The organism is Allobosea sp. LjRoot90 (genome assembly GCF_964254315.1).
GTDB lineage: Bacteria > Pseudomonadota > Alphaproteobacteria > Rhizobiales > Beijerinckiaceae > Allobosea.
The window spans coordinates 904,037-928,668 of record NZ_CAXUTF020000002.1 but is presented as its reverse complement, the minus strand read 5'-3'; the positions used below and the strand labels follow the sequence as shown (position 1 = coordinate 928,668).

Sequence of the window (24,632 nt, the reverse complement as noted above, 5' to 3'; positions counted from 1 at the left end):
GCGCGCCCGGCGGCCTGGCTAGCTTGATGGCTGCGCCGCCGCGCCGCGGCGCCAGGCGGCCGGCGTCTCGCCGACCATGCGGCGGAAGACGCGGGTGAAATGCGCCTGGTCGGAGAAGCCGGCATCCGCCGCGATCTCGGTCAAGGGCCGGTCGCCCGCTGCGAGCAGGCGCTGGCCGCGCTCGATCCGCGCCTTGAGCTGCCATTGGTGCGGCGGCAGGCCGGTCGAGGCCTTGAAGGCGTGGCTGAAATGCGATTGCGACATGCCGACGAGCTCGGCGAGGTCCTGCAGCCGGATCGTGCCCGCCGCATGGTCGTTGATGTGGTCGGTCACCGCCTTGAGCTGCCAGCTGCTCAGCGGCGTGCGCTGGCGTGGCGCGTTGGCGCGCACACCGAAGAGATCGATCAGGACCGCGAGCACCAGTCCGTCGCCATAGAGGTCATGCCGCGCATCCGGTTCGGCACACTCGCCGGCGATCAATCGCGCCAATGTCAGAATGCGCTCGTTCGAGAAGGCGATACGCGGCTGCGCCAGCCGCTCGGGCGACAAGGCTTCACCGAGCCGCTCACTGACGGTGGCGGCATCGAAATGCAGGTCGAGATGGCGGATGCGCATGCGCTGCTGCGTGCGTCCCCAGACCGGCAAGCCGGCCGGCATGAAGCTGATGGCATTGGCGCGGGCCCGGCTGGAAATCCCCGGCTCATGCGGATTGAGCCGCGTCTCGAAATTGCCGCCGACCTTGTCGAGCACCACGAACAGGCGCGGATGCTCGGAGACGTACTCGCCGCTGGCGCCGGCCTGGCATTCAGCCTGCCAGAGATCGGCGACGACGCCGTTCCAGACCCGGTATTTGAGCGAGCCGATGACGCTGATGCCTTCGCGGACCGAGCGCATGCGCGGCTGGAAACCCATCTTTAGCCTCCGCAGTGCCGGATGATCGCGCCTCGGCGCGTGTTCAAAATGCAACGTGATCAGCGCAATTGTAGACGCGCGCCCAAGAACGTTCAATGCATGACAGGAACGATCAATCCCGCCTCGCGCGATACTGATATTGCCCAACGGAAAGCTGAGCGCTGCTTTTGAACAGTTCTAAGTTCGATCAGTTCTGAAGTGGCGGCAATTATTGGGGCTGAGATCGAGAATGTGCTACTATCTGGCGATGAAGACTAGATTTCTTCTTGGCTCGACTGCGTCGCTCGCTCTGCTTTGTGCCGGGACTGCCTGGGCGCAAGGGCAGCCCGCTCCCACGGTCCAACTCGACACCATCACGGTCGAGGGTGAGGGCGGCGCCACCGGGCCGGTCAACGGCTATGTTGCGACGCGCTCGACCGCGGGCTCGAAGGCGAACACGCCAATCACTGCGATCCCGCAGGCGGTCTCGGTGCTCGGCCGCGACGAGATCGACGACCGCAAGGCGCTCAAGGTCGACGAGGCACTGCGCTACACCGCGGGCGTCGCTGCCCAGGCCTTCGGGCCCGATCCCGATACCGACTGGATCTTCATCCGCGGCTTCCAGGCGACGCAGACCGGCGTCTTCATGGACGGGCTGCAGCTCTACGGCTACGGCTTCGGCGGCTTCCAGATCAATCCGTTCCTGCTCGAACGCGTCGAGGTGCTGAAAGGCCCGGCCTCGGTGCTCTATGGCGGCTCGACCCCCGGCGGCATCGTCAATCTCGTCAGCAAGCGCCCTACGGCCAAGAATTTCGGCTATGTCGAGGCCGGCATCAACAATTTCGGCAACGCCTATGTCGGCCTCGATGTCGGCCTCAGCGACAAGCAGGGGGTCTGGAGCACGCGCCTGACCGGCAAGCTCTCCGGCGGCGACCAGTACACCGACGTCGCCAAGGATTTCCGCGGCACGATCATGCCGCAGATCACCTATCAGCCGACCGGCGCCACCCGCATCACCGCCTATGGCATCTATTCGGCGCTCGACCAGATCCATGTCGGCGGTGGCTTCCTGCCCTATGTCGGCACGGTGGTGAACGCGCCCTTCGGCAAGATCCGGCGCAAGGCCTTCCTCGGCGAGCCCTCGATCGATGATCAGGAGCGCACCGAGATGCTGCTCGGCTACGAGTTCCAGCATCAGTTCGCCAACAACTGGAACTTCACCCAGAACCTGCGCTACGGCACGATGAAGGGTTCGCAGCTCGGGCCCTACGGCTTCGGCTATGCTGGCCCCGATGCGCCCTTCGGCGACCGACTGCAGCCGCTCGGACCCGACTACCAACTCTACCGCATCGGCTTCCAGGAGAAGACGCGGGTTCGGACCTTCACGATCGACAACCGCATCGACGGCAAGGTCGTCACCGGCCCGCTTGAGCACTCGCTGCTCTTCGGCATCGACTACAAATACTTCAACATCGACCACACCCAGGCCTCGGGCGGCGCGACCACGATCAGCGTCACCAATCCGATCTATGGGGCGCAGCAGGGCCCGACCGGCGTCTACCTCAACCAGAACCTGAAGCATCATCAGATCGGCTTCTATGCTCAGGATCAGATCCGCTTCGGCGGCGGCTTCCTGCTGACGCTGAACGGCCGCTACGACTATGTCGACAAGAAGTCGGTCAGCCCCGCCGGCCTGCTGTTCTCGCCGACCTATGACAAGAAGGAAGCGTCCTGGAGCGGCCGCGCCGGCCTCGGCTACGAGTTCGCCAACGGGCTCACCCCCTATGTCAGCGCGGCGACCTTCTTCACCCCTGTCTTCGACGCCGTGCCCAATCTGCTCGGCGGGCCCGGCCAACCCTTCCGGCCGGAAGAGGGCCGGCAGTTCGAGGCCGGCGTGAAGTACAAGCCGACCTTCATGGACGCGCTGTTCACCGCATCGGTCTTCCAGATCACCAAGCAGAACGTGCTCAACCCGGCCCCGACCGCGCTCAACCCGTTCGCGCAGCAGCAGCTCGGCGAGGTAACCTCGCGCGGCGTCGAGTTCGAGGCCAAGGCCAACATCACCAAGGACCTGAAGCTGCTCGCCTCCTTCACCGCCTTCGACCTGAAGACGACCAAGGATACCCGCCCGCTGCTGGTCGGCAGGACGCCGGTCGTCGTGCCCGAGGTCACCGCCTCGGCCTGGCTCGACTACACCGTGCCCGAAGGCTTCTTCAAAGGTATCGGGCTCGGTGCCGGCGTGCGCTATGTCGGCAGCTCCTACGCCAATGCCGAGAACACACTGAAGGTGCCGTCGGCGACCTTGGTCGATGCCGCGATCCGCTATCAGATCGGCAATTGGGGCATGGCGCTCAACGTCACCAACCTGTTCGACAAGGCCTATGTGAAGAGCTGCAACGGCCAGTCCGGCTGCGGTTATGGCGATGCTCGCACGGTCACCGTCTCCGCCAATTATCGCTGGTAGAGGCGTTGCACCCGGTACAAAGGCCGCAGCGCCTGCTGCGGCCTTTGCCTGTGATAGACCGCTGATATGACCGACCCGATGGCGTTCCCGACCCGACGCTCCACGCTCGCCATGCTGGCGGCGGTGGCCCTGCCGCGGTCGGCGCAGGCGGCGGGTCTTCGCATCGCGACGGTGGATTGGTCGGTGCTGGAAACGCTGCTCGCACTCGGCGTTGCTCCGGTCGCCGCCCCCGAGCTTCTGCAGTTCCGCGAGGTTGCGGTCGAGCCGCAGGTGCCGGGAACGGTGACCGATCTCGGCCTGCGCGGCACGGTCAATTTCGAACTGCTGCTGCTCTCCCGGCCGGAGCTGATCTATTCGTCGAGCTTCTATGCCAGCTCGGAGCCGCGGCTACTGCGGATCGCGCCGGTGGAACGTTTCTCGATCTATGCGCCGGGCCGGCCGCCCTTCGAGCCGGCGGCAGCGATGATGCGCAGCATCGGCGAGCGTCTCGGCATGGGCGGCATCGCCGAGCGCTATCTCGCCGAGACCGAAGTCGAGTTCGCTCCCCTGCGCGAACGCCTGAAGCCGCATGCGGGGCGCCCGGTGATCCCGATCAATCTCGGCGATGCCAGGCATTTCCGCGTCTTCGGCGCCGACAGCATGTTCGGCGAAGTACTGAAGCGACTCGGCCTCGCCAACGCCTGGACCGATGATACCAGCTATTCCGCCACGGCGCCGGTCGGTCTCGAGGCGCTGGTGCGTGTACCCGACGCCTGGATCGCCCTGATCCCGCCCGTGCCGCCCGGCGCATTGGAGGTGCTCGCGCGGAGTGCTTTCTGGAATGCTTTGCCCAATCTGCGCGAGGGACGGCTGCTGCGGCTCGCCTCGATCAATCCCTATGGCGGCCTGCCGGCGGCGCGGCGGTTCGCCCGGCTCCTGACCGAAGCAGTGCTGGCGGCGGAGGCGGGCCGTGGCTGACACTGCCCTGCCGCTGCGACGGCTACCACATCGCGATCTCGGCCTCTGGTTCCTCGCTGTGCTGGCGGCTGCGCTGCTCTTTGCTGCCGTGGCAGCGACACGCCCGGCGCTGCCGGCCTCGGGCGAGCTCGCCCGAACGCTCCAATCCATCCTGCTTTGGCACAGCCTGGTGCCGCGCAGCGTCACCGCACTGATCTGCGGTGCAGCGCTCGGCCTTGCCGCCGTTCTACTGCAGCGCGTGCTGCGCAACCCGGTCGCGGATGCATCGACGCTCGGTGTCGTCTCCGGCGCGCAGCTCGCCTTGACGGCCGCGACGGCCTACGCGCCAGCCCTGATCGTCTTGTCGCGCGAAGGTGTCGCGCTGGCGGGGGCCATCGCCGCTGTCGCGCTCGTGCTCGGCCTGAGCTGGCGGCGCGGGCTCGATCCGATGACGGTCATCCTCTCCGGCATGGTCGTCGCGCTGATCGCGGCGGCGCTGAGCGCGACCGTTATCCTCGCCAAGGGCGACTACGTGCTTTCGCTCTTCATCTGGGGCGCCGGTTCGCTCAACCAGCAGAGCTGGGATGCCGCGCTGGCACTCGGCCCGCGCCTGCTGCTCGGTGGCATCGCCGCAGCGCTGCTATTGCGCCCGCTCGGCCTGCTTGGTCTCGGCGACGACGTCGCCCGCAGTCTCGGCCTCGCCTTGCACGCCGCGCGGTTCGCGGTGCTCGGCGTAGCGGTCTGGCTCGCGGCCAGCGTCACCGCCGAGGTCGGCGTCATCGGTTTCGTCGGCCTCGCCGCGCCGACGCTGGCACGCGAATTCGGCGCGCGTACGCAACGCCAGCTGCTGCTGGCGGCGCCTGCGCTCGGCGCACTCCTGCTCTCGATCACCGACAGCGCAGTGCAGTTGCTCGGTTCCGGCTTCAACGACTTCGCTCCGACCGGCGCTGCCACCGCCTTGTTCGGTGGGCCACTGCTGCTCTGGCTGATGCGCCGCGTGCCTCCCGCACCGCCCGCGCAGACCGTCGATGCGCTGGCCCTGACGCGCCGCATCGCACGGCCATTCCTGGCGCTGGCCGCCCTCGCGGTGGCGATCGCGATCATCGCTCTGCTCGGCCTCGTCCTCGGCCGCGGGCCGCAGGGCTGGGGGCTGGCGACCGGCGCGCTCTTCGCCGATCTGCTGCCCTTCCGAGGGCCGCGCCTGGTCGCTGCCGGCGCGGCCGGCGCCCTGCTCGGCGCTGCCGGCTGCCTGATGCAGCGCCTCACCGCCAACCCATTGGCCGGGCCGGAAGTGCTTGGCGTCAGTGCCGGCGGCGGCGTCGGGCTGACGCTTGCACTCGCATTATTGCCCTTCAGCCCGTTCTCAATGCTCGCCGGCATCGCCGGCGGCTCGCTCACCGTGCTCCTCATCATGCTGATGCTGGCGGGCCGTCCGGGCATCGGCTCGCAACGCCTTTTGCTTGCTGGCATCGCCATGGGCGCGCTCTGCATGGCACTGGTCTCGACCGCGCTCGCGAAGGGCGATCTGCGCGCTTATGTGCTGCTGACCTGGCTGTCGGGCTCGACCAATCGCGCCGGCGAATTCGAGGTCTGGATTGGCTTGATCGGCTGCGTCGTCCTGATCGCGCCGCTCTTCCTCGCCGCGCGTTGGCTGGATCTGATGCCGCTCGGCGAGGCGACGAGCCGCGGCCTCGGCCTCGGTGTCGAACGCAGCCGCCTAATTCTCGCCGCCGTTGCGGCTCTGGCAACGGCGGTCGCGTCGCTGTTGACCGGGCCGCTCAGCCTGGTCGGGCTGATCGCGCCGCATCTGTCGCGCCTCGCCGGCTTTGCGCGCAGTCGCGACCAGCTCGCCGCCTCGGCCCTGATCGGCTGCGGCGTGATGATCCTGGCCGATTGGCTCGCGCGCCTCGTCGCCTTCCCTTATCAGGTGCCGACTGGGCTGTTTGCGGCACTGATCGGCGGACCCTATCTGATCTGGCTCTTGAACCGCACAGGGAACCGGCATGGCTAACGAGACCAAGCTGCAAGCCACAGCGAGCGTTGCTCTGGCGGATCCGGCAGCCATGCTCGAGCGGCTCTGCGGCCATTTCGTCGAGCATGGCGAGGTGACCCGCCGCGACGGCGGGACCCGGCTCGACGGCCCGTTCGGGTCGGTTAACCTGACCGTGGGTGAAGGCGCACTGCGCATCGCCGTGACCTGTCCCGACGAGAGCCGGCTATTCGTCGTCAAGTCCTCTGTCGCCGAGCATCTCGTCGAGTTCGCGGAGGGCGAGACCGTCTCGCTGAGCTGGCAGGGCGATGCTCCCGCGCAGACGCGCATTCCCTATTTCCGTGAGGTCGTGGTGCGTGGCGCCCGCGACATCACCCCGGCGATGCGGCGTATCACCGTCGCCTGCGACGATCCCCGCCATTTCACCAGCGGCGGCCTGCATGTGCGCGTGCTGATCCCACCGCGCGGGCGCGCGCCGACCTGGCCGAGTGTCGGCCCCGACAGCCGGGTGATCTGGCCGGCGGGCGAGGATGCGCTGGCCAAGCGCACCTATACCATCCGCGCGATCGACCATGCTCGCGGCGAGCTCGATATCGACGTCGTGCTGCACGACGATTCGCTTGGCTCGATCTGGGCACGCGAGGCGCAAACGGGTGACCGCATCGGCCTGCTCGGGCCGGGCGGCGGCGACGTGATCCCGGCCGACTGGTATCTGCTCTGCGGCGACGAAACCGCCTTGCCGGCGATCGCGCGGATCGCCGAGGAATTGCCGAGTTCCGCCCGAGCCAGCATCGTCATTGAAGTGGCTGATGCCAGCGAGCAGCAGGATATCGCCTCGCAGGCTGCGATCGAGGTGACCTGGCTGCATCGCAAGGGCGCGCCTGCCGGCTCGACCGATCTGCTGACACAGGCGGTGCGCGGTATCGCCCTGCCGGAGCATGGCAGACCGTTCGTCTTCGCCGGCTGCGAGCAGGCGACGGCCCGCGCGATCCGCAAACACCTGCGCAGCGAGCGCCAGCTGCCGAAGGATCGGCATCTCGTCGCGGCCTATTGGCGCAAGGGCCACGCCGATGTCCACGACCACGGTGATTGATGCAGACTGAAACCATCTCCAGCCCAGCCGACCTCATCGACATAGCATCGCCTGATCGCGCAGCCGACGCCGCTTCAAGCGAGCCGCTCTTCGCGCTGGAGGGCGTCGGCTTCTCCGTCGGTGACCGCGTCCTGCTCGAGCCGCTGACGCTCGATCTCGATGCAGGCAAGGTGATCGGCATCCTCGGTCATAACGGCTCGGGCAAGTCGACGCTGCTGAAGCTACTGGCGCGCCAGCAACGGCCCTCGCGAGGGGCCTTGCGCTTCGCCGGCCGCCCGATCGAGAGCTGGGACAATCGCGCTTTCGCCCGCAAGCTCGCCTACCTGCCGCAGCAGACGCCGCCCGCGGCCGGGATGCTGGTCAAGGAGCTGGTCGCGCTCGGCCGCTACCCCTGGCACGGCGCGCTCGGCCGCTTCGGGCAGCGCGATCGCGACAAGGTCGCGCAGGCGATGGCGCTGACCGATGTCGAGCCCTTCGCCGATCGCCTGGCCGACAGCCTCTCCGGCGGCGAGCGCCAGCGCGCCTGGCTGGCGATGCTGGTTGCACAGGATGCGCAATGCCTGCTGCTCGACGAGCCCATCGCGGCGCTCGATCTCTCCCATCAGGTCGAGGTGCTGACGCTGGTGCGGCAGCTCTCGCACCAGGGGGGTCTCGGCATCGTCGTCGTGCTGCATGACGTCAACATGGCCGCCCGCTTCTGCGACGAGATCGTCGCGCTCCACTCCGGTCGGCTGGTCGCGCGCGGCACGCCCGAGCAGATCGTGCGGCCCGATATCCTGCGCGCGATCTATGGCATCGAGGTCGGCGTGATGCCCCATCCAGACGGCGGCCGGCCGCTCGCCTTCGTCTGACGCTGCGCCCAGAAGCGTTCTGTGTGGCGCACCGTCACTTGCGTGCTTACTCGAAGAAGCAGCTCACGGTGCCGAGCGGGCCGTAATCGGCTGTGATCGTGTCGCCGTGGCGGGCTTCGACAGGTCGGATGAAGGACCCCGCCAGCACGATCTGTCCCGCCTTGATCTCGCCGCCATAATTCGCGAGCCGGTTGGCGAGCCAGGCGATGCCGCGTGCCGGGTCGTTGAGCACCCCGGCGCCGAGGCCGGTCTCCTCGACCTGGCCGTTGCGCGAGACGATGGCGCCGACCCAGCGCAGATCGACCTGATCAGGGCGCATCGCGCGCCCGCCGGCGACGATGCCGGCATTGGCGGCATTGTCCGAGATGGTGTCGACGATGGTGCGGGCCTTCTTCGTCTGCGGATCGACGCGCAGGATGCGGGTGTCGAGGATCTCCAGCGCCGGAACGACGTAGTCGGTCGCGTTGAGCACGTCGAAGACCGTGACGCCCGGCCCCTGCAGGTCGCCCTTCATGACGAAGGCGATCTCGGCCTCGATGCGCGGCTGGATGAAGCGGTCCTTGGGAATGTTGCTGCCATCGTCGAAGCGCATGTCGTCGAACAGCACGCCGGAATCGGGCGTGTCGATGTCGAGCGCGTACTGCATCGCCTTCGAGGTCAGGCCGATCTTCCAGCCGATGATCGTGCGGCCGGCCGCGCGCTTGCGCTCCACCCAGGCGGCCTGGACTGCATAGGCATCGTCCATCGTCATCTGCGGAAAGCGCAGCGACATCAGGCCGGTCTGCTGGCGTGTCCTCTCGGCTTCGTCGAGGCTGAGGGCGGCAGCTGAGATTTCGTCGGAGGACAGCATCGCTCAGGCCTCGTCGGAGATGGTGTTGCGGAGGAGGCCGATACCCTCGGCCTCGACCTCGACGACGTCGCCCGGCTTCAGCCAGATCGGCGGGTCGAACCGCGCGCCGGCGCCGGTCGGCGTGCCGGTGATCAGGATGTCGCCGGGGACGAGCGTCGTGAAGGTCGAGATGTAGCTGATGATCTTCCTGAACGAGAAGATCATGCGACTGGTCCGGTCGCTTTGGCGGACCTCGCCGTTGACCCTGGTGGTCAGGGCGATGTCGGCGATCTGCGCCTCATCGGTGAAGGGCACCAGCCAGGGACCGATCGAACCGGAGCGGTCGAAGTTCTTGCCCTGGGTGACGTTGAACTTGGCGTGCCGCACCCAGTCACGCAGCGTCCCCTCATTCGACAGCGTCAGCGCCGCGATGTGGCCGAGCGCGTCGCGCTCGGCAATGCGCCGCCCCGCCTTGCCGATCACGATCGCGATCTCGCCCTCGTAGTCGAGCTGCTCGCTCTCGGGCGGCCTGATCAGCGGCTGCTCATGCGCGGTGAACGAGCGCAGGAACCGCGGAAACAGCGACGGATTCGGCGGCGCTTCCTGCCCATCCTTGTACTCGGCATTGCGGTCGGGGAAATTCACGCCGACGCAGATGATCTTCTCGGGTGCGAGGCTCGGAATCTCGTAGCGGAGGCCGTCGAGCGGCAGATCCGGAGCCAGCGTCGCACCCTTCTCCGCCAGGAGCGCAAAAGCTTGGTCGATAACGACGTGCTGCAGCGTCGGCCATTGCGCCCGATACCGGGCAGACAGGTCGACGACGCCGTTCGCAACGATCAGGCCATAGCGCGCTTCAGTGTCGTGACGAAAACTGACGAACTTTGGGATCAAGGATCGTATCCTCATGATTGGCGAGGCGATGAACCGCTGAATTTACGCATGGCGCCCGCTCTCAGGGGTTCTGGATGGAAGCCCACGAGTGCTGCGCCATATCAATTAATTATCATGTTAATCAGTTTTCATGACGCGGTGTCAATCAGCGGGTTCAAAGCCTCGGCAGCTCGACCCTGATGTGCTCGCCAAGGGCTTTCGCGGCCGCCGATGGTTGCTGATCGGCGAACTCCACAGCGATGCCGATCGAGGGAAGCGGCGGTAGCCCAACGTGCACGATATGGAGATCGGGTGGCACGGCCGTCTCGGTCAGCACGCTGATCGCATGTCCGGAGCGGGCGATTGCGATCAGCCCGGCAAGGCTGTTGCTGGCGAAGGCGATCCGGTAGCGCCGGCCGACCGCTTCCATCGCGTCGCAGGCAGCTCGATGATCGAGCGTCATCGGCGCCGACAGCGCCAAAGGCAGGCTGGTGCTGTGGAGTATGGCGGGCTGCGCTTCGTTCGCGACCCAGACGAAGCGCTCCGGCCGAATGACCTCCTTGCTGGCGGCATCGGCGAGCGAGACGAGCGCCATCTCGATCTGGCGGCGATGCAGCAGCGGCCGCAATTCCGAGGTCGGCGCGCAAACCATGCGCAATTCGACATCGGGGTGCAGTGCGCAGAAGCCGCGCAGCAGGTTCGGCAGGAAGGCGATCGAATAATCCTCGGGGCAGCCCAGGTTCAACGCGCCCTTGAGCCCGGTCCCGCGCATGTCGGCGAGAACTTCGTCGTGGGCGGCAACCAGGGCCTCGGCCTGAGCCAGGAATTTGTGGCCCGCCGTGGTCAGGTGCACCCCTGAGCCGCTTCGATGCAGAAGCGGTTGGCCGATCTGGCCTTCAAGGCGCTGCATCTGCATGCTCAGCGCCGACTGCGTCCGCCCGATCTGGAGCGAAGCGAGGCTGATCGAGCCGGTGCGCGCGATCACGGCGAAGTTCCTGAGCAATACGAGGTCGAGCATCGACGCGCCATCAATCCAATCGATATCGGATTGAAGAAGTATCAATTTGCCTGCTGAGGCAAGCATCGGTAGCGCTCTGGAACGGCAATTGCTGAGAAGACTGCCGAAAAGGGGAACGTGATGTCGCTCAATGCCGATCCCGCCTTCTGGGCTGTCGCGGACAAGCACCTGACGCGTTATGGGCCCAGCTTCGAATCGATCATCGTCGAGCGGGCCGAGGGCTCCTTCGTCTACGATGCCGATGGTCGCGGCATTCTCGACTTCACCTCCGGCCAGATGAGCGCTGTGCTCGGCCATACCCATCCCGACATCGTCGCGACGGTCAACCGGCAGATGGCGTCGGTGGCGCATCTGTTCAGCGGCATGCTCTCGCGCCCGGTCGCGGCACTGGCCGAACGGCTGGCTGCGCTCGCACCCGGGCTTGACCGGGTGCAATTGCTGACCACGGGAGCCGAGTCGAACGAGGCCGCCATCCGCATGGCCAAGCTGGTGACCGGCGGCCATGAGGTCGTCGCCTTCGCCCAGAGCTGGCATGGCATGACCGGTGCGGCGGCGTCGGCGACCTACAGCGCCGGCCGACGCGGTTACGGGCCGGCTGCGGCGGGCTCCTTCGTGATCCCCGCGCCGAATTCCTATCGCCCGCGCTTCAAGCATCCCGATGGCAGCAATGACTGGCAGGCCGAGCTCGACGATGCGTTCGAGCTGATCGATCGGCAGTCGACCGGGAATCTGGCGGCCTTCATCGCCGAGCCGATCCTGTCGAGCGGCGGCATTCTCGAGCTGCCGCCCGGCTACCTGGCTGCGCTCAAGCGCAAATGCGAGGAGCGCGGCATGCTTCTGGTTCTCGACGAGGCGCAGACCGGCGTCGGCCGGACTGGCCACATGTTCGCCTTCCAGCGCGACGGGGTGACGCCGGACATCCTGACGCTCTCCAAGACCCTCGGCTCCGGCCTGCCGCTGGCGGCGGTGATGACGACGGAGGCGATCGAGCAGAAAGCCTTCGAACGCGGCTTCCTGTTCTACACCACCCACGTCTCCGATCCGCTGACGGCGGCGGTCGGCGTAACCGTTCTCGATGTGGTCGAGCGCGATGGCCTCGTCGCCCAGGCCCGCGAGCGCGGCGAGCGATTGAAGCAGGGGCTGCTCGCCCTCCAGCAGAAATACGAATGCGTCGGGGACGTGCGCGGGCGAGGGCTGCTGCTCGGGCTCGAGGTCGTGAGCGACAGGCAGAGCAAGGCGCCGGGCTTCGAGCTCGGGGCGCGGATCATGGAAGAGGCCATGCGCCGCGGCCTGAGCATGAACATCGTCAAGCTCCCCGGCATGGGCGGCGTCTTCCGCATCGCGCCACCGCTGACGGTCTCGGACGCCGAGATCGACCACGGCCTCGCAATCATGTCCGACGCGATCGAGACCGCCGCCAGAGCGCAATGAGCCTGGCGGGCTGTTCGGCCGCGTCGATTACCAGCGCAGGAAACGCGGCAGGACGAGCGCCGCCAGGCCTGAGACCAGGGCCATCGCGATCGTGTACCAGGTCGCCAGAAATGGCGCCGCATCGTCCGGGCAGTGCAAGGCGTAGGCGACCGTCGCGAGCCCGGCCGAGGCAAGGCCGGCGGAGGCGCCGGTGAGTGTGCTGTCGACCGGGGCCCCGCGGCGCGCCAGCAGCAGCAAGGCGAGCAGCGGGACCATCGAATAGGCCGAGACATAGATCAGACAGCTATTCCAATAGCGACCGAAGGTCAGCGTGCCCCATTGCGCGGCCGGGGCCTGAGCCAGCGCGACAGCGGCCCAGATAGCGACTAGCATGACCGGAATAGCTGCCAGCGGTGCCAGCCGCCTCGGCTTCAGCCCGGGCCGCAAGCTCTGCTGGAACAGGATGAGCGCGACCACCGCGATGCTGCCGCCGAACAGCAGCTTGGCGATGACCGGCATCGTCATGATCGCAGCCGCCAGGTCGGGACGGGTGCCGAGCGTGTTGACGAGCAGCAACGCGGTGACGGCGAGCGCGGCTACGGCCGTAAGCCAGGTCGCATGGCTCAACCGGCCGGTATCGACCGGCTGGTGGCCGGCAGCCATGAGGGAGATCAGCTCGTCGGTCTTCATGTCCAGTTCCGCCCCGGGGGTGGTTCAGGGGAGTTCGCCGCAAGCCGGCGAAAGGTTACGCTGCCGCGCATCTTCGAGCCGGTCATGGCGGGCGCCCGCGCCGCGACAGGAACTTCGCCATCGCCTGAAGGCCGCGATGGATCGCGACCTTGGCGGCCGTCTCGGTCATGCCCTCGACGCCCGCAACCTCGGCGATGCTGGCGCCCTGGAGCTTGACCTGCTCGACCAGGCGGCGCGTGCGCTCCGGCAGCGCCTGCATGGCGCGTTCGAGGTCGAGTCTGGCGTCGGCCGCACCGCTTTCCGGCGCGGCCAGCTGATAAGCCTCGTCGTCGAGCGGCAAATTCCCGGCATGGCGGCCGGTCCGGCGCAAATGGTCGATGAGCTTGTAGCGCGCGATCGCATGGGCCCAGGCCGTCACCGGGCTCGACGGCTCATAGGTATGGCGGGAGAGATGCAGCGCTAGCAGCGTCTCCTGCAGCACGTCCTCGGCCTCGCTCGGTTCGCTGCGGCCGGTGCGCGCCAGCAGCCGGCGCAGATAACCGCGCAGACGGGCGCTGATCGCATCGAGGAAGACCTTGTAGGCCGCGGCATCGCCGGCGAGCGCGGCGAGGAAGATTGGCCGAAGCTCGGTTTCGAGGTCGTCCAGCGACAAGGCTTGCTTTTCCAGAATGGCGCGAACTCGCCAATGCGTGCCATGGCGCGGGCAAGGTCACAAGCCGTCGTTGCCTTTTCGACGCTTTGGTCGGGCTCATAGCCAAAGAGCCTGTAACCAAACCCCCTCCGATTGCGATCTCGTCAGCAAGCCGCTGCAGCGGCCGGCGGAGAGATCGTATGCGGCAGGACCTCGAGCGAAGCGAGACAGGGGCAACCGATAGCCCTGCGCCGATGGTGACGGGCGCGGATCTGCTGGCGGCGCGGCTGCGGGCTGCCGGCGCGACCCACGCCTTCGGCATTCCCGGCGGCGAAGTGCTGGCCCTTGTCGACGCGCTGAAGCGGGCCGGCATCCGCTTTGAGCTCGCCAAGCACGAGAACGCCGCCGGCTTCATGGCCGAGGGGCTCTGGCATGCGACCGGCGCCTTGCCCGTCCTGGTCGCGACGCTGGGGCCTGGCGTCGCCAATGCGGTCAACGTCGTCGCCAATGCCCAGCAGGACCGGGTGCCGCTGATCTTCGTCACCGGCTGCGTCGACCAGGCCCTCGCCGAGAGCTACACGCATCAGATCTTCGACCATCAGGCCGTGCTGCGCCCTCTGGTCAAGGCGAGCTTCCGTGCCGCGCCCGGCACCGAGGATCTGGTCGCCGAAAAGGCTGTCGCGCTCGCCCGGCGCGGCCGCCCCGGCCCGGTGCATATCGACCTGCCGATCTCGGTCGCCGAAGCGCGCACGCCCTGGCGAACACCGCCGGTGACACCGGTGATGCAGCCTGCTGTCTCCGCAGATCTGAGCTTCGCCCGGGGTTTGCTCGCGCAGGCGCAGAGGCCGCTGGTCATCGCCGGGCTCGACCTCGTCAACCAGGGTGGCGCCGCCGCGCTCGATCGCTGTCTCCAACGGACCGGCGCGCCTCTGCTGACGACCTACAAGGCCAAGGGACTCGTGCCGGAGGGCGACGCGCGCGTCATCGGCGGTGTCGGCCTGTCGCCGAAAGCCGATGCGATCGTCCGGCCGCTGATCGACGCCGCCGACCTGATCATACTCGCCGGCTATGACCCGATCGAGATGCGGCAGGGCTGGCGCAATCCCTGGCCGGCCGGGAAATGCGTCATCGATATCGTCGCCGAGGACATGCCGCACGGCATGCATGCGGCGACGCTGCGGCTCGAAGGCGATGTCGGCACGATCCTGGATGCGCTGACGGATAACCAGGAGATCAAGGCGACGTGGCCGGGGAACGAGCCGGCTGAAATTCGCTCGCGCTTTCGTGCGGCCTTCGCCGCGCCGTCCGGCTGGGGGCCGCATGCCGTCTTCGAGACGCTGCGCGAGGTCGCTCCGGCTGGAACGGTCGCGACCGCCGATTCCGGGGCTCACCGCATCCTGCTCAGCCAGATCTGGCGCTGCGACGGCCCGCGTGGCCTGCTGCAATCGACCGGACTGTGCACCATGGGCTGTGCGCTGCCGCTTGCCACTGGCGCGGCGCTGGGTTCGGACAGGCCGGTGCTCTGCTTCGTCGGCGATGCCGGGCTCGAGATGGTGCTCGGCGAGCTCGCCACGCTACGCGACCTGAAGCTCCCGGTCGTGATCGTCGTTCTCGTCGATGAAAGCCTCGGCCTGATCGCGCTGAAGCAGCGCCAGCTCGGCCTGAGGCGCGCCGGAGTTGATTTCGGTGCGACCGATTTCGCTGCGGTCGCCCGGGCGATGGGAGGTCATGGCGTCGCGGCCGGCGATCGCGAAGGCTTGCGGCGCGAGGCGAAAGCCGCTTTCGGGCGCGAGGGCTTCTCCCTGCTCGCCTGCCGCATCGACGCCACCAGCTATGACGGGGCGTTCTGATGAGACAGGCTCTCCAGCAACCGGAGAAGCGGCCCCGCGACGAACGGCTCGATGTCTTCCGCGGGCTGACCATGCTGATCATCTTCGTGGCGCATCTGCCGCAGAACAGCTGGAACGCCTTCATCCCGGCCCGCTTCGGCTTCTCCTCCGGGGCGGAGCTCTTCGTCTTCTGTTCGGGTTTTGCCAGCGCGCTCGCTTTCGGCCGCGTCTTCACCCGGCGCGGCCTGCTGCTCGGGACGGCGCGCATCGCCTACCGGATCTGGCAGGTCTACTGGGCCCAGCTCGGCCTTGTGCTGGCCGTCATCGCGCTCGCTGGCTTGCTGGACCATGCCTTCGGGATGGCCGAGCTCCCCAAGCAGTTCGCGCCGCTCGTCGCCGATCCCGCCGGGGCGATCGTCGGTCTCGTAACCCTGACCTGGCAGCCGGACTATCTCGACATCCTGCCGATGTACCTCGTCATCCTGGCACTGGTGCCGGTGATGATGGCGCTGCGCCGCCTGCATTCGGCGCTGCCTTTCGCGCTCTCCGGATTGCTGTACGCGCTGGTCTGGACCAGCGATCTCAACCTGACCGGCAATCCCTGGAACGGCGCCGGCTGGTTCCTCAATCCCTTCGCCTGGCAGCTGATCTTCTTTATCGGCTTCTTCCTCGGCATGGGCTGGCTGCCGGCGCCGCGCCTGCGCGACCGGCGGTTAATGCTGGCCTGCGCAGTGATCCTGGTGCTCTCGGTGCCGCTGTCCTTCTGGGGCGTCCTCGAACACTGGCCAGCGGCGCAGGCGTTGCGCGATCTCGTCCTGCCCGCGAGCGAGAAGAGCAATCTGCATCTCCTGCGTCCGCTGCACTTCCTCGCTCTGGCCTATCTCGTGCTGAGCCTGATCGAGCCGGTGCGCGACCGGCTCGACAAGGGGGTGGGCCATCTCCTCGTCCTGATCGGCCGGCAATCGCTCGCGGCCTTCCTTGCCAGCGTCGTCCTCGCCCGGCTCGCCGGCAGCATCGCCGAGCTGGCCGGGCACGGCGAGCCCGTGGTCGCGGCGCTCAACCTCGCCGGCTTTGCCCTGATCCTCACCACGGCGGTGGTGGTCGGCTGGTTCAAGCGCGCCCCTTGGACCGGGCCGGCACCGAAGCCCGAGGCCAATCCGCTATCCGAGCCGGCCAGGGCCGGCCCGGCAGTGCCTACACGCGTCCGTGAAGCGAGTTGATCGCCGTTTGATCGCCCGCCTGCGAACTCCCCGATGAGCGCTCGTCACAGGCGCTGCAAAGGAGCCTGCCATGTACCACGACCTTTCCGGCGACCGCGTCACCGTCGCGAACGATGCCGCCAGGCTCGCCTGGAACGACACGCTCGAAGCGGTGCTGGCGCATGCCGCCGCGGCACCGGATCACCTCGCCCGCACGCTTGCCGCCGATCCCGACTTCGCCCTGGCCCATGCGGCCAAAGGGCTGATGCTGATGTCGCTCGCCCGAGCCGAGCTGCTCGGCGCCGCATGCGACTGTCTCGCCAGGGCACGCGCTGCCGTCGCGCAGCGGCTGGTGACGCCGCGTGAGCGCATGGTCATCGAAGCGCTTGCGCTTTGGCTTGGCGAAGCGCCGCGGCGAGCAGCCGAACAGCTCGAAGCGATCCTGAAGAAGCACCCTCACGACGTGCTGGCGCTGAAGCTCTCGCATGGCATCCGCTTCATGCTCGGCGACCAGCGGGAGATGCTGGCGACCTTGCACCGCACCGCGCCGGGCTTCGGCGAGCACCACCCGCTCGCCGGCTATGTCCATGGTTGCTACGCCTTCGCCCTGGAAGAGCGCGGCCTTTATGCTGAGGCCGAACGGGTCGGCCGCCGCGCTGTGTCCCTGAGCCCGCGCGACGCCTGGGGCCGCCATGCCGTCGCTCATGTCCTGGAGATGACGGGCCGCGTCGACGAGGGCATCGCCTGGCTCGGTGACAGCCGCACCTTTGCTCATGCCAACAATCTGCGCTTCCACATCTTCTGGCACCTCGCGCTGTTCCATCTCGAGCGCGGCGAGACCACCGAGGTGCTGCGCCTCTACGACGAGGAGATCCGGGCCGAGCAGACCGACGATTATCGCGACATCGCCAATGGCGCTTCGCTTCTCGCGCGGCTGACCTATGCCGGCGTCAATGTCGGTGCGCGCTGGGAGGAGCTCGCCGCCAAGGCGGAAGGCCACGCCCGGGACGGTCGCCTCGTCTTCGCCGACCTGCATTATGCGCTCTCGCTGCTCGGCGCCGGCCGTCCCGATGGCGCCGAAGCGATCGCCCGCAGCCTCGTCCTCGATGCGCGGTCCCACCCCAGTGAAGAGCGCGCCGAGGCCGCCTATGCCGGTGCGCTCGCCGCTTTGGGCCTGATCGCGTTCAACGAAGGTGATCATGCCGAAGCGGCTCGCCGTCTCGGCACCGCTCGCGATCATCTTCTGGCCATCGGCGGCAGCCACGCCCAGCGCGACCTGTTCGAGCAGGCCTATGTCGAGAGCCTGATCCGCTCCGGCAATCACGACCGCGCTGCGGCCGTGCTGCGGCAACGCCTGGCCCGGCGTGGCGGCCACAACCGCTTCGCCAGCCGAAGGCTCGCAACGCTCGGAAAATCTGCAGGCGGTCTCATCGCCGCGCTCGCCGTCGCGTCGACCCCGCTCGCCATCGTCCATTGAATCGAAATCAAGGGAACCCGTCATGACCAGCGCCACCATGTCCCGCAGCCTCGCGCTGCCCTCTGCCCGTACCGTGCTCAATCTCGCACTTGGCGGCTTTGCCGGTCTCGGCTTCTGGGAGCTGTTCTCTGCAGTGCCGACCGCCTGGCTCGCCGAGTACCCGCTGGAGCCGCCGGAGCTGGTCAAGTCGCTGTTTTCGCATCAGTTCGGTCTGGCGCTGTCGACGCCGGTGGCCAAGCTGCTGCATTTCCTGACCGGCTTCCTGTTCTATCCGCTCGGCTACTGGCTACTGACCCGCTGGGTGAAGAGCTTCGGCATGCCGGCCGATGGCTGGATCTGGGGGGTGATCACCTATTTCATCGCGCTCGGCTTCTTCGCCCCGCTCGCCGGGCAGCATTTCCTGCTCAGCGACGTGCCGCGGCTCTCGCTGATGAGCCTCATCGGCCACGCCATCTACGGCTATCTCGCAGCTTATGTCTTCGAAGCGCTCGAAGCGCGCTCGGCTTGACCATCACCACAGGGAGAAACGCCATGTTCGACAGGCGCAGCCTCATTCTGACCGCCGCTGCGGCCTTCGCGGCGACGGTCCTCACACATGATGTCCATGCCGAGGCGCTCAGCCCGATCAACACGCTCGGCTCAGCCGACGGCATCGCGATCCGCGGCTACGATCCGGTCGCCTATTTCCGCGAGGGCGGCCCGAGGTTGGGCAAGGCGGAGTTCTCGATCAGCCACGCAGGCGCGACCTGGCGCTTCGCCAGCGCGGAGAACAAGGCGGCGTTCCAGGCCGAGCCGGCGCGCTATCTGCCGGCCTATGGCGGCTTTTGCGCCTACGGCACCTCGCGCGGCTACCTGGTCAAGATCGAGCCGGAAGCCTGGTCGATCGTCGATGGCAGGCTCTACCTCAACTACGACCTCGGCGTCCGCAAGACATGGCTAGGCAAGCCGAAGACCTACATCGCCCACGCCGATGGCAATTGGCCGCGCCTGGGCAAGGCGGATATCCAGTGATCACCTGTTGGTGGCGAGGGCCGTACCAGAGGGGCCAGGACGCGCCTCTTACAATGTCCGCGCCAGGCGCGGGTCGAGCATGTCGCGCAGGCCGTCGCCGATGAGGTTGATGAACGTGCTCGGCCTCAGAGCCCGGGCGCAGATCGGCACTCTCCGCTGTTCGCTCGCATAAGTCCTGCGGACGCTGAATCCGCCGCCGTTTGAGAACGCATTGGGGCTTCCCAAAACGTTTCGGATCGCGTTATCCTGCCCCCTCGCGATTGGCTCAACCGAGTTCCGAGACGCCAATGAGTTCGTTGCGCGCGCTGGCGCAGACACTGGGATTGTCGATCACGACCGTGTCGCGGGCGCTCGACGGCTATGGCGATGTCGCGCCCGCCACCCGGGAACGCGTTCAAGCTGCTGCCGAGCAGGTTGGCTACCGCCCCAATTCGGCGGCAAGGCGACTGCGCCGCGGTCTCACCGAGATTGTCACAATGGTGCTCCCGGCCGAGCCGGGGCATTTCAACGAGCCGCTCTATATCGAGCTCCTGGGCTCGATCGGCGAGCGGCTTGCGGAGCAGGGCTACGATCTGACTTTGATCGCCGCGCTGCCCGGCCCCGACGAACTCAAGACTTATCGCCGCCTGGTCGACGGTCGCCGCACCGACGCCATCATCGTCGTCCGCACCCGACGCGAGGATGCGCGCCTGCGCTACCTCACCGATGCCGGCTTCCCCTTCGTCGCGATGGGGCGCAGCGATTTTCCCGAACCCTATGCCTTTGTCGACGGCGATGGCGAGGCTGCATTCCATGACGCTGTGTTGCGGCTGGCCGCGCTTGGCCACCGCAATATCGGTCATCTGGCGGCTCCCTCGGCCTTCACCTTCGCGCATCTGCGCCGGAGTGGCTTTGCGCGCGCCTGCCGAGAGGGCGGTCTTGCGAGCCAAGCGATGGAGGACAGCGCGACCGAGGCCGGTGGCTATCGGGCAGCAGCTACGCTGCTGGCGCACCCGGAGCCGCCTACTGCCTTGCTTTGCGCCACCGACAGCATGGCGCTGGGGGCGATGCGAGCCATCCGCGAGCGCGGTCTTGTCGTCGGACGCGACATCGCGATCATCGGCCATGACAACATCCCGGCCTCGGCCTTTTCCGATCCGGCGCTCGCGACCATGGAACTGCCGATCGCAGCGACAGGTCGCCGCCTCGCGGAAATGGCGCTGGCACGCATCGGCGGGGCCGATCCCCGCGACCTGACCGAGATCAACTCGGTCGAGTTCATTTCACGTGCCTCGCTCGGAGAGGCGCGAGCCTGACCAGATAACGGAAGTGGCTGGCCGCTCGCAGCCGCTGCTTCCGACGCAAACCAGAACAAGCGAGACAGGGAGGACCCTATGAGGACATTCAATCATCTGGCGATCGCCGCGATGGCGGTAGGAGCCGTGCTCGCTGCGCCGGCTGTGAAGGCGCAGGATCTCGTCTTTCTATCGACGCAGCTGCGCCCCATCGACGAGGCGCAGAAGGTTCGCGAGGTGCTGCTCAAGGGGGCGCCGAAGACCACCTATGTGGTCGAGGAGCCGCCGCAATTTGCGGTTCGCATGAAGGCAGAGCAGGCCGCCGGCAAACGCACAATCAGCCTGATGGGCGCGCTGCATGGCGAATTGCAGCCACTCGTACCTGCGGGCTCGCTCGACGCCGTCGACGATCTTGTGGCCAAGCTCGGCTCGAGCGGCATTCCGGCTGGCCTGATGGAGCTCGGCAAGCTCGGCACATCCAGGCAGCAATATATCCCGTGGATGCAGGCGACCTATGTTCTTGTCGTCAAGAAGGAGGCGCTGCCCTTCCTGCCGGCCGGCGCCGATGTGAACGCGCTGACCTACGAGCAGCTCGCCGCCTGGGGCAAGGCGATCCAGGACAAGACCGGTCAGCGCCGCATCGGTTTTCCTGCCGGGCCGAAGGGCCTGTTCGCCCGCTTCGTCCAGGGCAATCTCGTGCCCTCCTATACCGGCTCGATGGTGACCGAATTCCGCTCTGCCGCGGCCGAGAAGGGTTGGGCCGACTTCAAGGCGCTCTGGGCGACGGTCAACCCCAACGCCAACAACTACAATTTCATGCAGGAGCCACTGATGGCCGGCGAGGTCTGGATCGCCTGGGACCATATCGCCCGCGTCAAGGACGCTCTCACCGCCCAGCCCGACCAGTACCTCGTCGTGCCGCCACCGGCCGGCGCGAAGGGCCGCGCCTACATGCCCGTGATCGCCGGTCTCTCGATCGCCAAGGATGCGCCGGACCGGGCCCGGGCCGCGGCTGTGATCGAGCATCTTCTGAAGCCCGCGACCCAGATCGCGACGGCGGTGGAGGTCGGCTTCTTCCCCGTCGTCGACGCGCCCTTGCCGGCCGATCTGCCCGCAGGCGTCAAGCTGCTCGCTGATGGCGTCGCCAGGACGCAAGGGGCCAAGGACGCGATCGTCGCGCTTCTGCCGGTCGGCCTTGGCGACAAGGGCGGCGAGTTCAACAAGGTCTATTTCGATACCTTCCAGCGCATCGTGCTGCGCAACGAGCCGATCCGCGCGGTCCTCGATGGGCAGGCCGAGATCCTGCGCAACCTGATGATCCAGACCGCCGCACCCTGCTGGGCTCCGGACAAGCCGAGCCAGGGCGCCTGCCCGGTCACCTGAGCTCCCCACTGCCTCGCTCCGGTCGTCATGGCCGGAGCGAGGCGACAGGGAATTCTCCGCAAAGGCTACCGACCATGCCCCAGCCGCGCTGGCTGCCCTATCTGCTGATCGCGCCCTCGGTCGCCTTCCTCGCGGCCTTCTTCCTGGTGCCGCTCGGCCAGACCATCCTGCTCTCCTTCGATGGCGGGCAGGGGCCTTCGCTCGCCAACTACGCCCGGATGGCCGGCGATCTGAATTTCCCGACGGCGGTGCGCAACACCTTCGCACTCGTCATCGTGGTGATTCCGCTGCAAGTCGCGCTCGCGCTGGTCATGGGCCTGATGCTGCAGAAGATGACGCGCGGGCGTGAGCTGGTGCTCTGGATCTGGACGATCCCGCTCGGGGTATCCGATCTCGCAGCTGGCCTCGTCTGGCTCGCGATCCTGCAGGATTCCGGCTATCTCAACACGCTCCTGTTCCAGTTCGGGCTGATCAGCGGCCCGACCGCCTATCTCAACAGCGAGGCCCCGGCTGCGCTGTTCTTCGCCGTCGTGCTGGCCGAGGTTTGGCGTGCGACCGCGATCGTCCTGATCATCCTCGTTGCCGGCATCCAGCTCATTCCGAAGGAATTCGGCGAGGCGGCAGACATTTTCGGCGCGAGCCCCTGGACCAAGTTCCGCAAGATCACGCTGCCACTGCTCAAGCCCAGCCTGCAATCGGCGCTGATCCTGCGCACTGTACTGGCCTTCGAGGTTTTTGCCGTCGTCTACGCGCTCGGCGGCCGAAACTTCCCGATCCTCGTCGGCGAAGCCTACACCTGGCAGAACGAGAACCAGAATTACGGCGTCGCCGCGGCCTATGCCGTGCTGGTGATGCTGATCTCGCTCGCGGCGACGATCATCTACCTCAAGGCGCTGCGCGTCGATCCGGAGACGCAAGCATGAGCGCTCCCCGAAAATGGCTCTATGTCACGGGCGTGCTGATGCTCTGCGCCTGGGTGCTGGTGCCGATCTATCTGATCGGGCTGGGCGCCATGGGTGGGCGGCTCGCGGTGTTCAAATGGCCGAAATCCTTCGCGCCTGGCGAGGCCTCCTTCGCGGTGCTCACGACCTTCCTGAAGATCGAGGGAGTCTGGAACGCGGCGCTCAACTCGCTGATCGCAGCGTCGTTGACCATGCTGTTCTCGATCCTGCTCGGCGCGCCTGCGGGCTACGCGCTGGCGCGGTTCGCTTTCCGGGGGCAGGGCGCCTTTCGCCTGCTGGTGCTGCTGACGCGCGCCTTCCCGCTGGCGATCCTCGCTTTGCCGCTCACCGTCATCTTCATTCGCGTCGGGCTCTACGACACGCCCTTCGGCGTCTCGCTGATTCACACCGCCCTGGCCTTGCCCTTTGCGGCTCTCGTGACCTCGTCGCTCTTCATGGGCATTCCCCGCGAATATGAGGAGGCGGCCTGGGTCTTCGGCTGCACGCGCTGGCAGGCCTTCCGCAAGGTGGTGCTGCCGCTGGCGCTGCCCGGCATCGCGGCTGCGGCGATCTTCGCCTTCGTCATTTCATGGAATGAGGTCTTTGCCGCCTCGGTCCTGACGGTGCGGGAGCGCACGCTCACCGCCTATCTGCTCGCCGTGCTGTCCGAATCGCCGCTGCATTACCGCTTCGCTGGCGGCTTCATTCTCATCATTCCCTCGGTGCTCTTCATCTTTGCGGTCAGGAAATACCTGTTCGCGATGTGGGGCGTCTCGAGCAAATAGGGAGGAGACCGTTGGCCGGGATCCTGATCGACAAGGTCGCCAAGCAGTTCGGCAGCGCCATCGCCCTGCAAGAGATTTCGCTCACCGTCGAGGACGGCGAGTTCGTCGCGTTGCTTGGCCCCTCGGGCTGCGGCAAGACTACGCTGCTGCGCATCATCGCCGGGCTGGAGGTGCAGAGCTCCGGCAAGGTCATGATCGGCGAGCGTGACGTCTCGCGCCTGAAGCCGGCGCAGCGCGGCCTTGCCATGGTGTTCCAGAACTATGCCGTCTTCCCGCATATGACGGTGTTCGAGAACGTCGCCTTTGGCCTGCGCATGAAGGGCGCCGACCAGGCGCGCGTCGAGGCAAAGGTGCGCAAGGCGGCCGAGCTCCTGCATATCGAGCAATACCTCGATCGTTATCCGGCAAAGCTCTCGGGCGGCCAGCGCCAGCGCGTCGCGGTTGCGCGGGCGCTTGCGGTCGAGCCGGCTGTGCTCCTGATGGATGAGCCGCTCTCCAATCTCGACGCGCTGCTCCGGCTGGAGATGCGAGCGGAGCTGCGGAGCGTGCTGCGCGAGGCCGGCACGACCACGATCTACGTCACCCACGACCAGACCGAGGCCATGGGCCTGGCCGACCGGATCGCGGTGATGCATGGCGGCCATATCGTGCAGATGGACACGCCGACCAATGTCTATTCGCGGCCGGCGACACGCTTCGTCGGCGGCTTCGTCGGCTCGCCGCCGATGAATTTCGTCAACACCGTCGCGGCCTCCGGCAGCGCCCGGCTTGGCGGCATCACCCTGGCCTCTCCCGTCGACGGGCCGATCATTCTCGGCTTTCGTGGCGAGGACGCCAGGCTGACCGACGCCGCCAGCGGTGTGCCGTTCACGGTTCGGGTCGCCGAACCGATGGGCTCCCATCTCCTGCTCACCGGCCGGATCGGCGCTGATCTTGCCCGCATCGTTGCTCCGCCAAACGCCCAGATCGACGCGGGTGCAATGCTCGGCCTGGCGCTCGACCCCGCCCGCGTCGTCTGGATCGACCCGGAAACGGGCCGCGCCCATCCTGGAGCCTGAGC

At 67.2% G+C, this 24,632-nt stretch carries 22 protein-coding genes; 16 read left to right on the top strand and 6 right to left on the bottom strand.

Annotation, left to right across the window (positions count from 1 at the left end; translation table 11 throughout):
* Positions 1-18 precede the first annotated feature (18 nt).
* Positions 19-912, bottom strand: coding sequence for a helix-turn-helix domain-containing protein (locus ACSQ3M_RS11235; RefSeq protein ID WP_436150140.1), 894 nt, complete (start codon positions 910-912; stop codon positions 19-21).
* A 229-nt stretch (positions 913-1,141) separates the two neighbouring features.
* Between ACSQ3M_RS11235 and ACSQ3M_RS11230 the strand changes: the two genes are divergently transcribed.
* The 5 genes from ACSQ3M_RS11230 to ACSQ3M_RS11210 all read left to right on the top strand — a co-directional run bounded on the left by ACSQ3M_RS11230 (position 1,142) and on the right by ACSQ3M_RS11210 (position 8,225).
* The gene (locus ACSQ3M_RS11230) at positions 1,142-3,355 is read left to right on the top strand and encodes a TonB-dependent siderophore receptor (protein ID WP_436150139.1); all 2,214 of its coding nucleotides are present in this window, start codon (positions 1,142-1,144) and stop codon (positions 3,353-3,355) included.
* A 78-nt stretch (positions 3,356-3,433) separates the two neighbouring features.
* Complete coding sequence (locus tag ACSQ3M_RS11225) at positions 3,434-4,312, top strand: ABC transporter substrate-binding protein (RefSeq protein ID WP_436150138.1); 879 nt, start codon at positions 3,434-3,436, stop codon at positions 4,310-4,312.
* A complete protein-coding gene (gene fhuB, locus ACSQ3M_RS11220) occupies positions 4,305-6,302 on the top strand; it encodes a Fe(3+)-hydroxamate ABC transporter permease FhuB (protein ID WP_436150137.1) in 1,998 nt (665 codons plus the stop codon). Before ACSQ3M_RS11225 ends, fhuB begins: the two co-directional genes overlap by 8 nt.
* Positions 6,295-7,374, top strand: coding sequence for a siderophore-interacting protein (locus tag ACSQ3M_RS11215; protein WP_436150136.1), 1,080 nt, complete (start codon positions 6,295-6,297; stop codon positions 7,372-7,374). Before fhuB ends, ACSQ3M_RS11215 begins: the two co-directional genes overlap by 8 nt.
* Positions 7,374-8,225, top strand: coding sequence for an ATP-binding cassette domain-containing protein (locus tag ACSQ3M_RS11210; RefSeq protein WP_436150135.1), 852 nt, complete (start codon positions 7,374-7,376; stop codon positions 8,223-8,225). Before ACSQ3M_RS11215 ends, ACSQ3M_RS11210 begins: the two co-directional genes overlap by 1 nt.
* A 46-nt stretch (positions 8,226-8,271) precedes the next feature.
* Here the strand turns inward: ACSQ3M_RS11210 and hpaH are convergent, their stop codons facing one another.
* The 3 genes from hpaH to ACSQ3M_RS11195 all read right to left on the bottom strand — a co-directional run bounded on the left by hpaH (position 8,272) and on the right by ACSQ3M_RS11195 (position 10,942).
* Positions 8,272-9,075, bottom strand: a complete 804-nt coding sequence (hpaH, locus tag ACSQ3M_RS11205; protein ID WP_436150134.1) for a 2-oxo-hept-4-ene-1,7-dioate hydratase — start codon at positions 9,073-9,075, stop codon at positions 8,272-8,274.
* A 3-nt stretch (positions 9,076-9,078) separates the two neighbouring features.
* Positions 9,079-9,942 carry a fumarylacetoacetate hydrolase family protein gene (locus ACSQ3M_RS11200; protein WP_436150304.1) on the bottom strand — a complete coding sequence of 288 codons (864 nt, stop codon included), beginning with the start codon at positions 9,940-9,942 and terminating at the stop codon, positions 9,079-9,081.
* A 157-nt stretch (positions 9,943-10,099) separates the two neighbouring features.
* The gene (locus ACSQ3M_RS11195; RefSeq protein ID WP_436150303.1) at positions 10,100-10,942 is read right to left on the bottom strand and encodes a LysR family transcriptional regulator; all 843 of its coding nucleotides are present in this window, start codon (positions 10,940-10,942) and stop codon (positions 10,100-10,102) included.
* Between the two features lie 120 nt (positions 10,943-11,062).
* On the opposite strand from ACSQ3M_RS11195, the gene ACSQ3M_RS11190 reads away from it, so the two are divergent.
* A complete protein-coding gene (locus ACSQ3M_RS11190; protein ID WP_436150133.1) occupies positions 11,063-12,373 on the top strand; it encodes an aspartate aminotransferase family protein in 1,311 nt (436 codons plus the stop codon).
* Positions 12,374-12,400: 27 nt separating this feature from the next.
* Here ACSQ3M_RS11190 and ACSQ3M_RS11185 read toward each other — a convergent pair whose 3' ends face one another.
* Together ACSQ3M_RS11185 and ACSQ3M_RS11180 are read right to left on the bottom strand one after the other, a co-directional pair.
* On the bottom strand, positions 12,401-13,042 hold the full coding sequence (locus ACSQ3M_RS11185) for an NrsF family protein (RefSeq protein WP_436150132.1): 642 nt from the start codon (positions 13,040-13,042) through the stop codon (positions 12,401-12,403).
* Between the two features lie 82 nt (positions 13,043-13,124).
* Positions 13,125-13,694 carry a sigma-70 family RNA polymerase sigma factor gene (locus ACSQ3M_RS11180; protein WP_436150131.1) on the bottom strand — a complete coding sequence of 190 codons (570 nt, stop codon included), beginning with the start codon at positions 13,692-13,694 and terminating at the stop codon, positions 13,125-13,127.
* A 179-nt stretch (positions 13,695-13,873) separates the two neighbouring features.
* On the opposite strand from ACSQ3M_RS11180, the gene ACSQ3M_RS11175 reads away from it, so the two are divergent.
* The 10 genes from ACSQ3M_RS11175 (at position 13,874) to ACSQ3M_RS11130 (ending at position 24,630) form a co-directional block, all read left to right on the top strand.
* Positions 13,874-15,523, top strand: a complete 1,650-nt coding sequence (locus ACSQ3M_RS11175; protein WP_436150130.1) for a thiamine pyrophosphate-binding protein — start codon at positions 13,874-13,876, stop codon at positions 15,521-15,523.
* On the top strand, positions 15,523-16,722 hold the full coding sequence (locus ACSQ3M_RS11170) for an OpgC family protein (RefSeq protein ID WP_436150129.1): 1,200 nt from the start codon (positions 15,523-15,525) through the stop codon (positions 16,720-16,722). The genes ACSQ3M_RS11175 and ACSQ3M_RS11170 overlap by 1 nt, the downstream gene beginning before the upstream one ends.
* A 70-nt stretch (positions 16,723-16,792) precedes the next feature.
* Entirely contained in the window at positions 16,793-18,178 is a 1,386-nt protein-coding gene (locus tag ACSQ3M_RS11165) for a tetratricopeptide repeat protein (protein WP_436150128.1), read from the top strand.
* 22 nt (positions 18,179-18,200) lie between these two features.
* A complete protein-coding gene (locus ACSQ3M_RS11160) occupies positions 18,201-18,686 on the top strand; it encodes a hypothetical protein (RefSeq protein ID WP_436150127.1) in 486 nt (161 codons plus the stop codon).
* Positions 18,687-18,709: 23 nt separating this feature from the next.
* Positions 18,710-19,189, top strand: coding sequence for a YHS domain-containing (seleno)protein (locus tag ACSQ3M_RS11155; RefSeq protein ID WP_436150126.1), 480 nt, complete (start codon positions 18,710-18,712; stop codon positions 19,187-19,189).
* A gap of 287 nt (positions 19,190-19,476) precedes the next feature.
* Positions 19,477-20,484, top strand: a complete 1,008-nt coding sequence (locus tag ACSQ3M_RS11150) for a LacI family DNA-binding transcriptional regulator (protein ID WP_436150125.1) — start codon at positions 19,477-19,479, stop codon at positions 20,482-20,484.
* 78 nt (positions 20,485-20,562) lie between these two features.
* Positions 20,563-21,846 carry an extracellular solute-binding protein gene (locus ACSQ3M_RS11145; protein ID WP_436150124.1) on the top strand — a complete coding sequence of 428 codons (1,284 nt, stop codon included), beginning with the start codon at positions 20,563-20,565 and terminating at the stop codon, positions 21,844-21,846.
* 74 nt (positions 21,847-21,920) lie between these two features.
* Positions 21,921-22,769, top strand: coding sequence for a carbohydrate ABC transporter permease (locus ACSQ3M_RS11140; RefSeq protein ID WP_436150123.1), 849 nt, complete (start codon positions 21,921-21,923; stop codon positions 22,767-22,769).
* A complete protein-coding gene (locus ACSQ3M_RS11135) occupies positions 22,766-23,572 on the top strand; it encodes a carbohydrate ABC transporter permease (RefSeq protein WP_436150122.1) in 807 nt (268 codons plus the stop codon). The genes ACSQ3M_RS11140 and ACSQ3M_RS11135 overlap by 4 nt, the downstream gene beginning before the upstream one ends.
* Positions 23,573-23,583: 11 nt before the next feature.
* Entirely contained in the window at positions 23,584-24,630 is a 1,047-nt protein-coding gene (locus ACSQ3M_RS11130; protein ID WP_436150121.1) for an ABC transporter ATP-binding protein, read from the top strand.
* Positions 24,631-24,632: the final 2 nt, after the last annotated feature.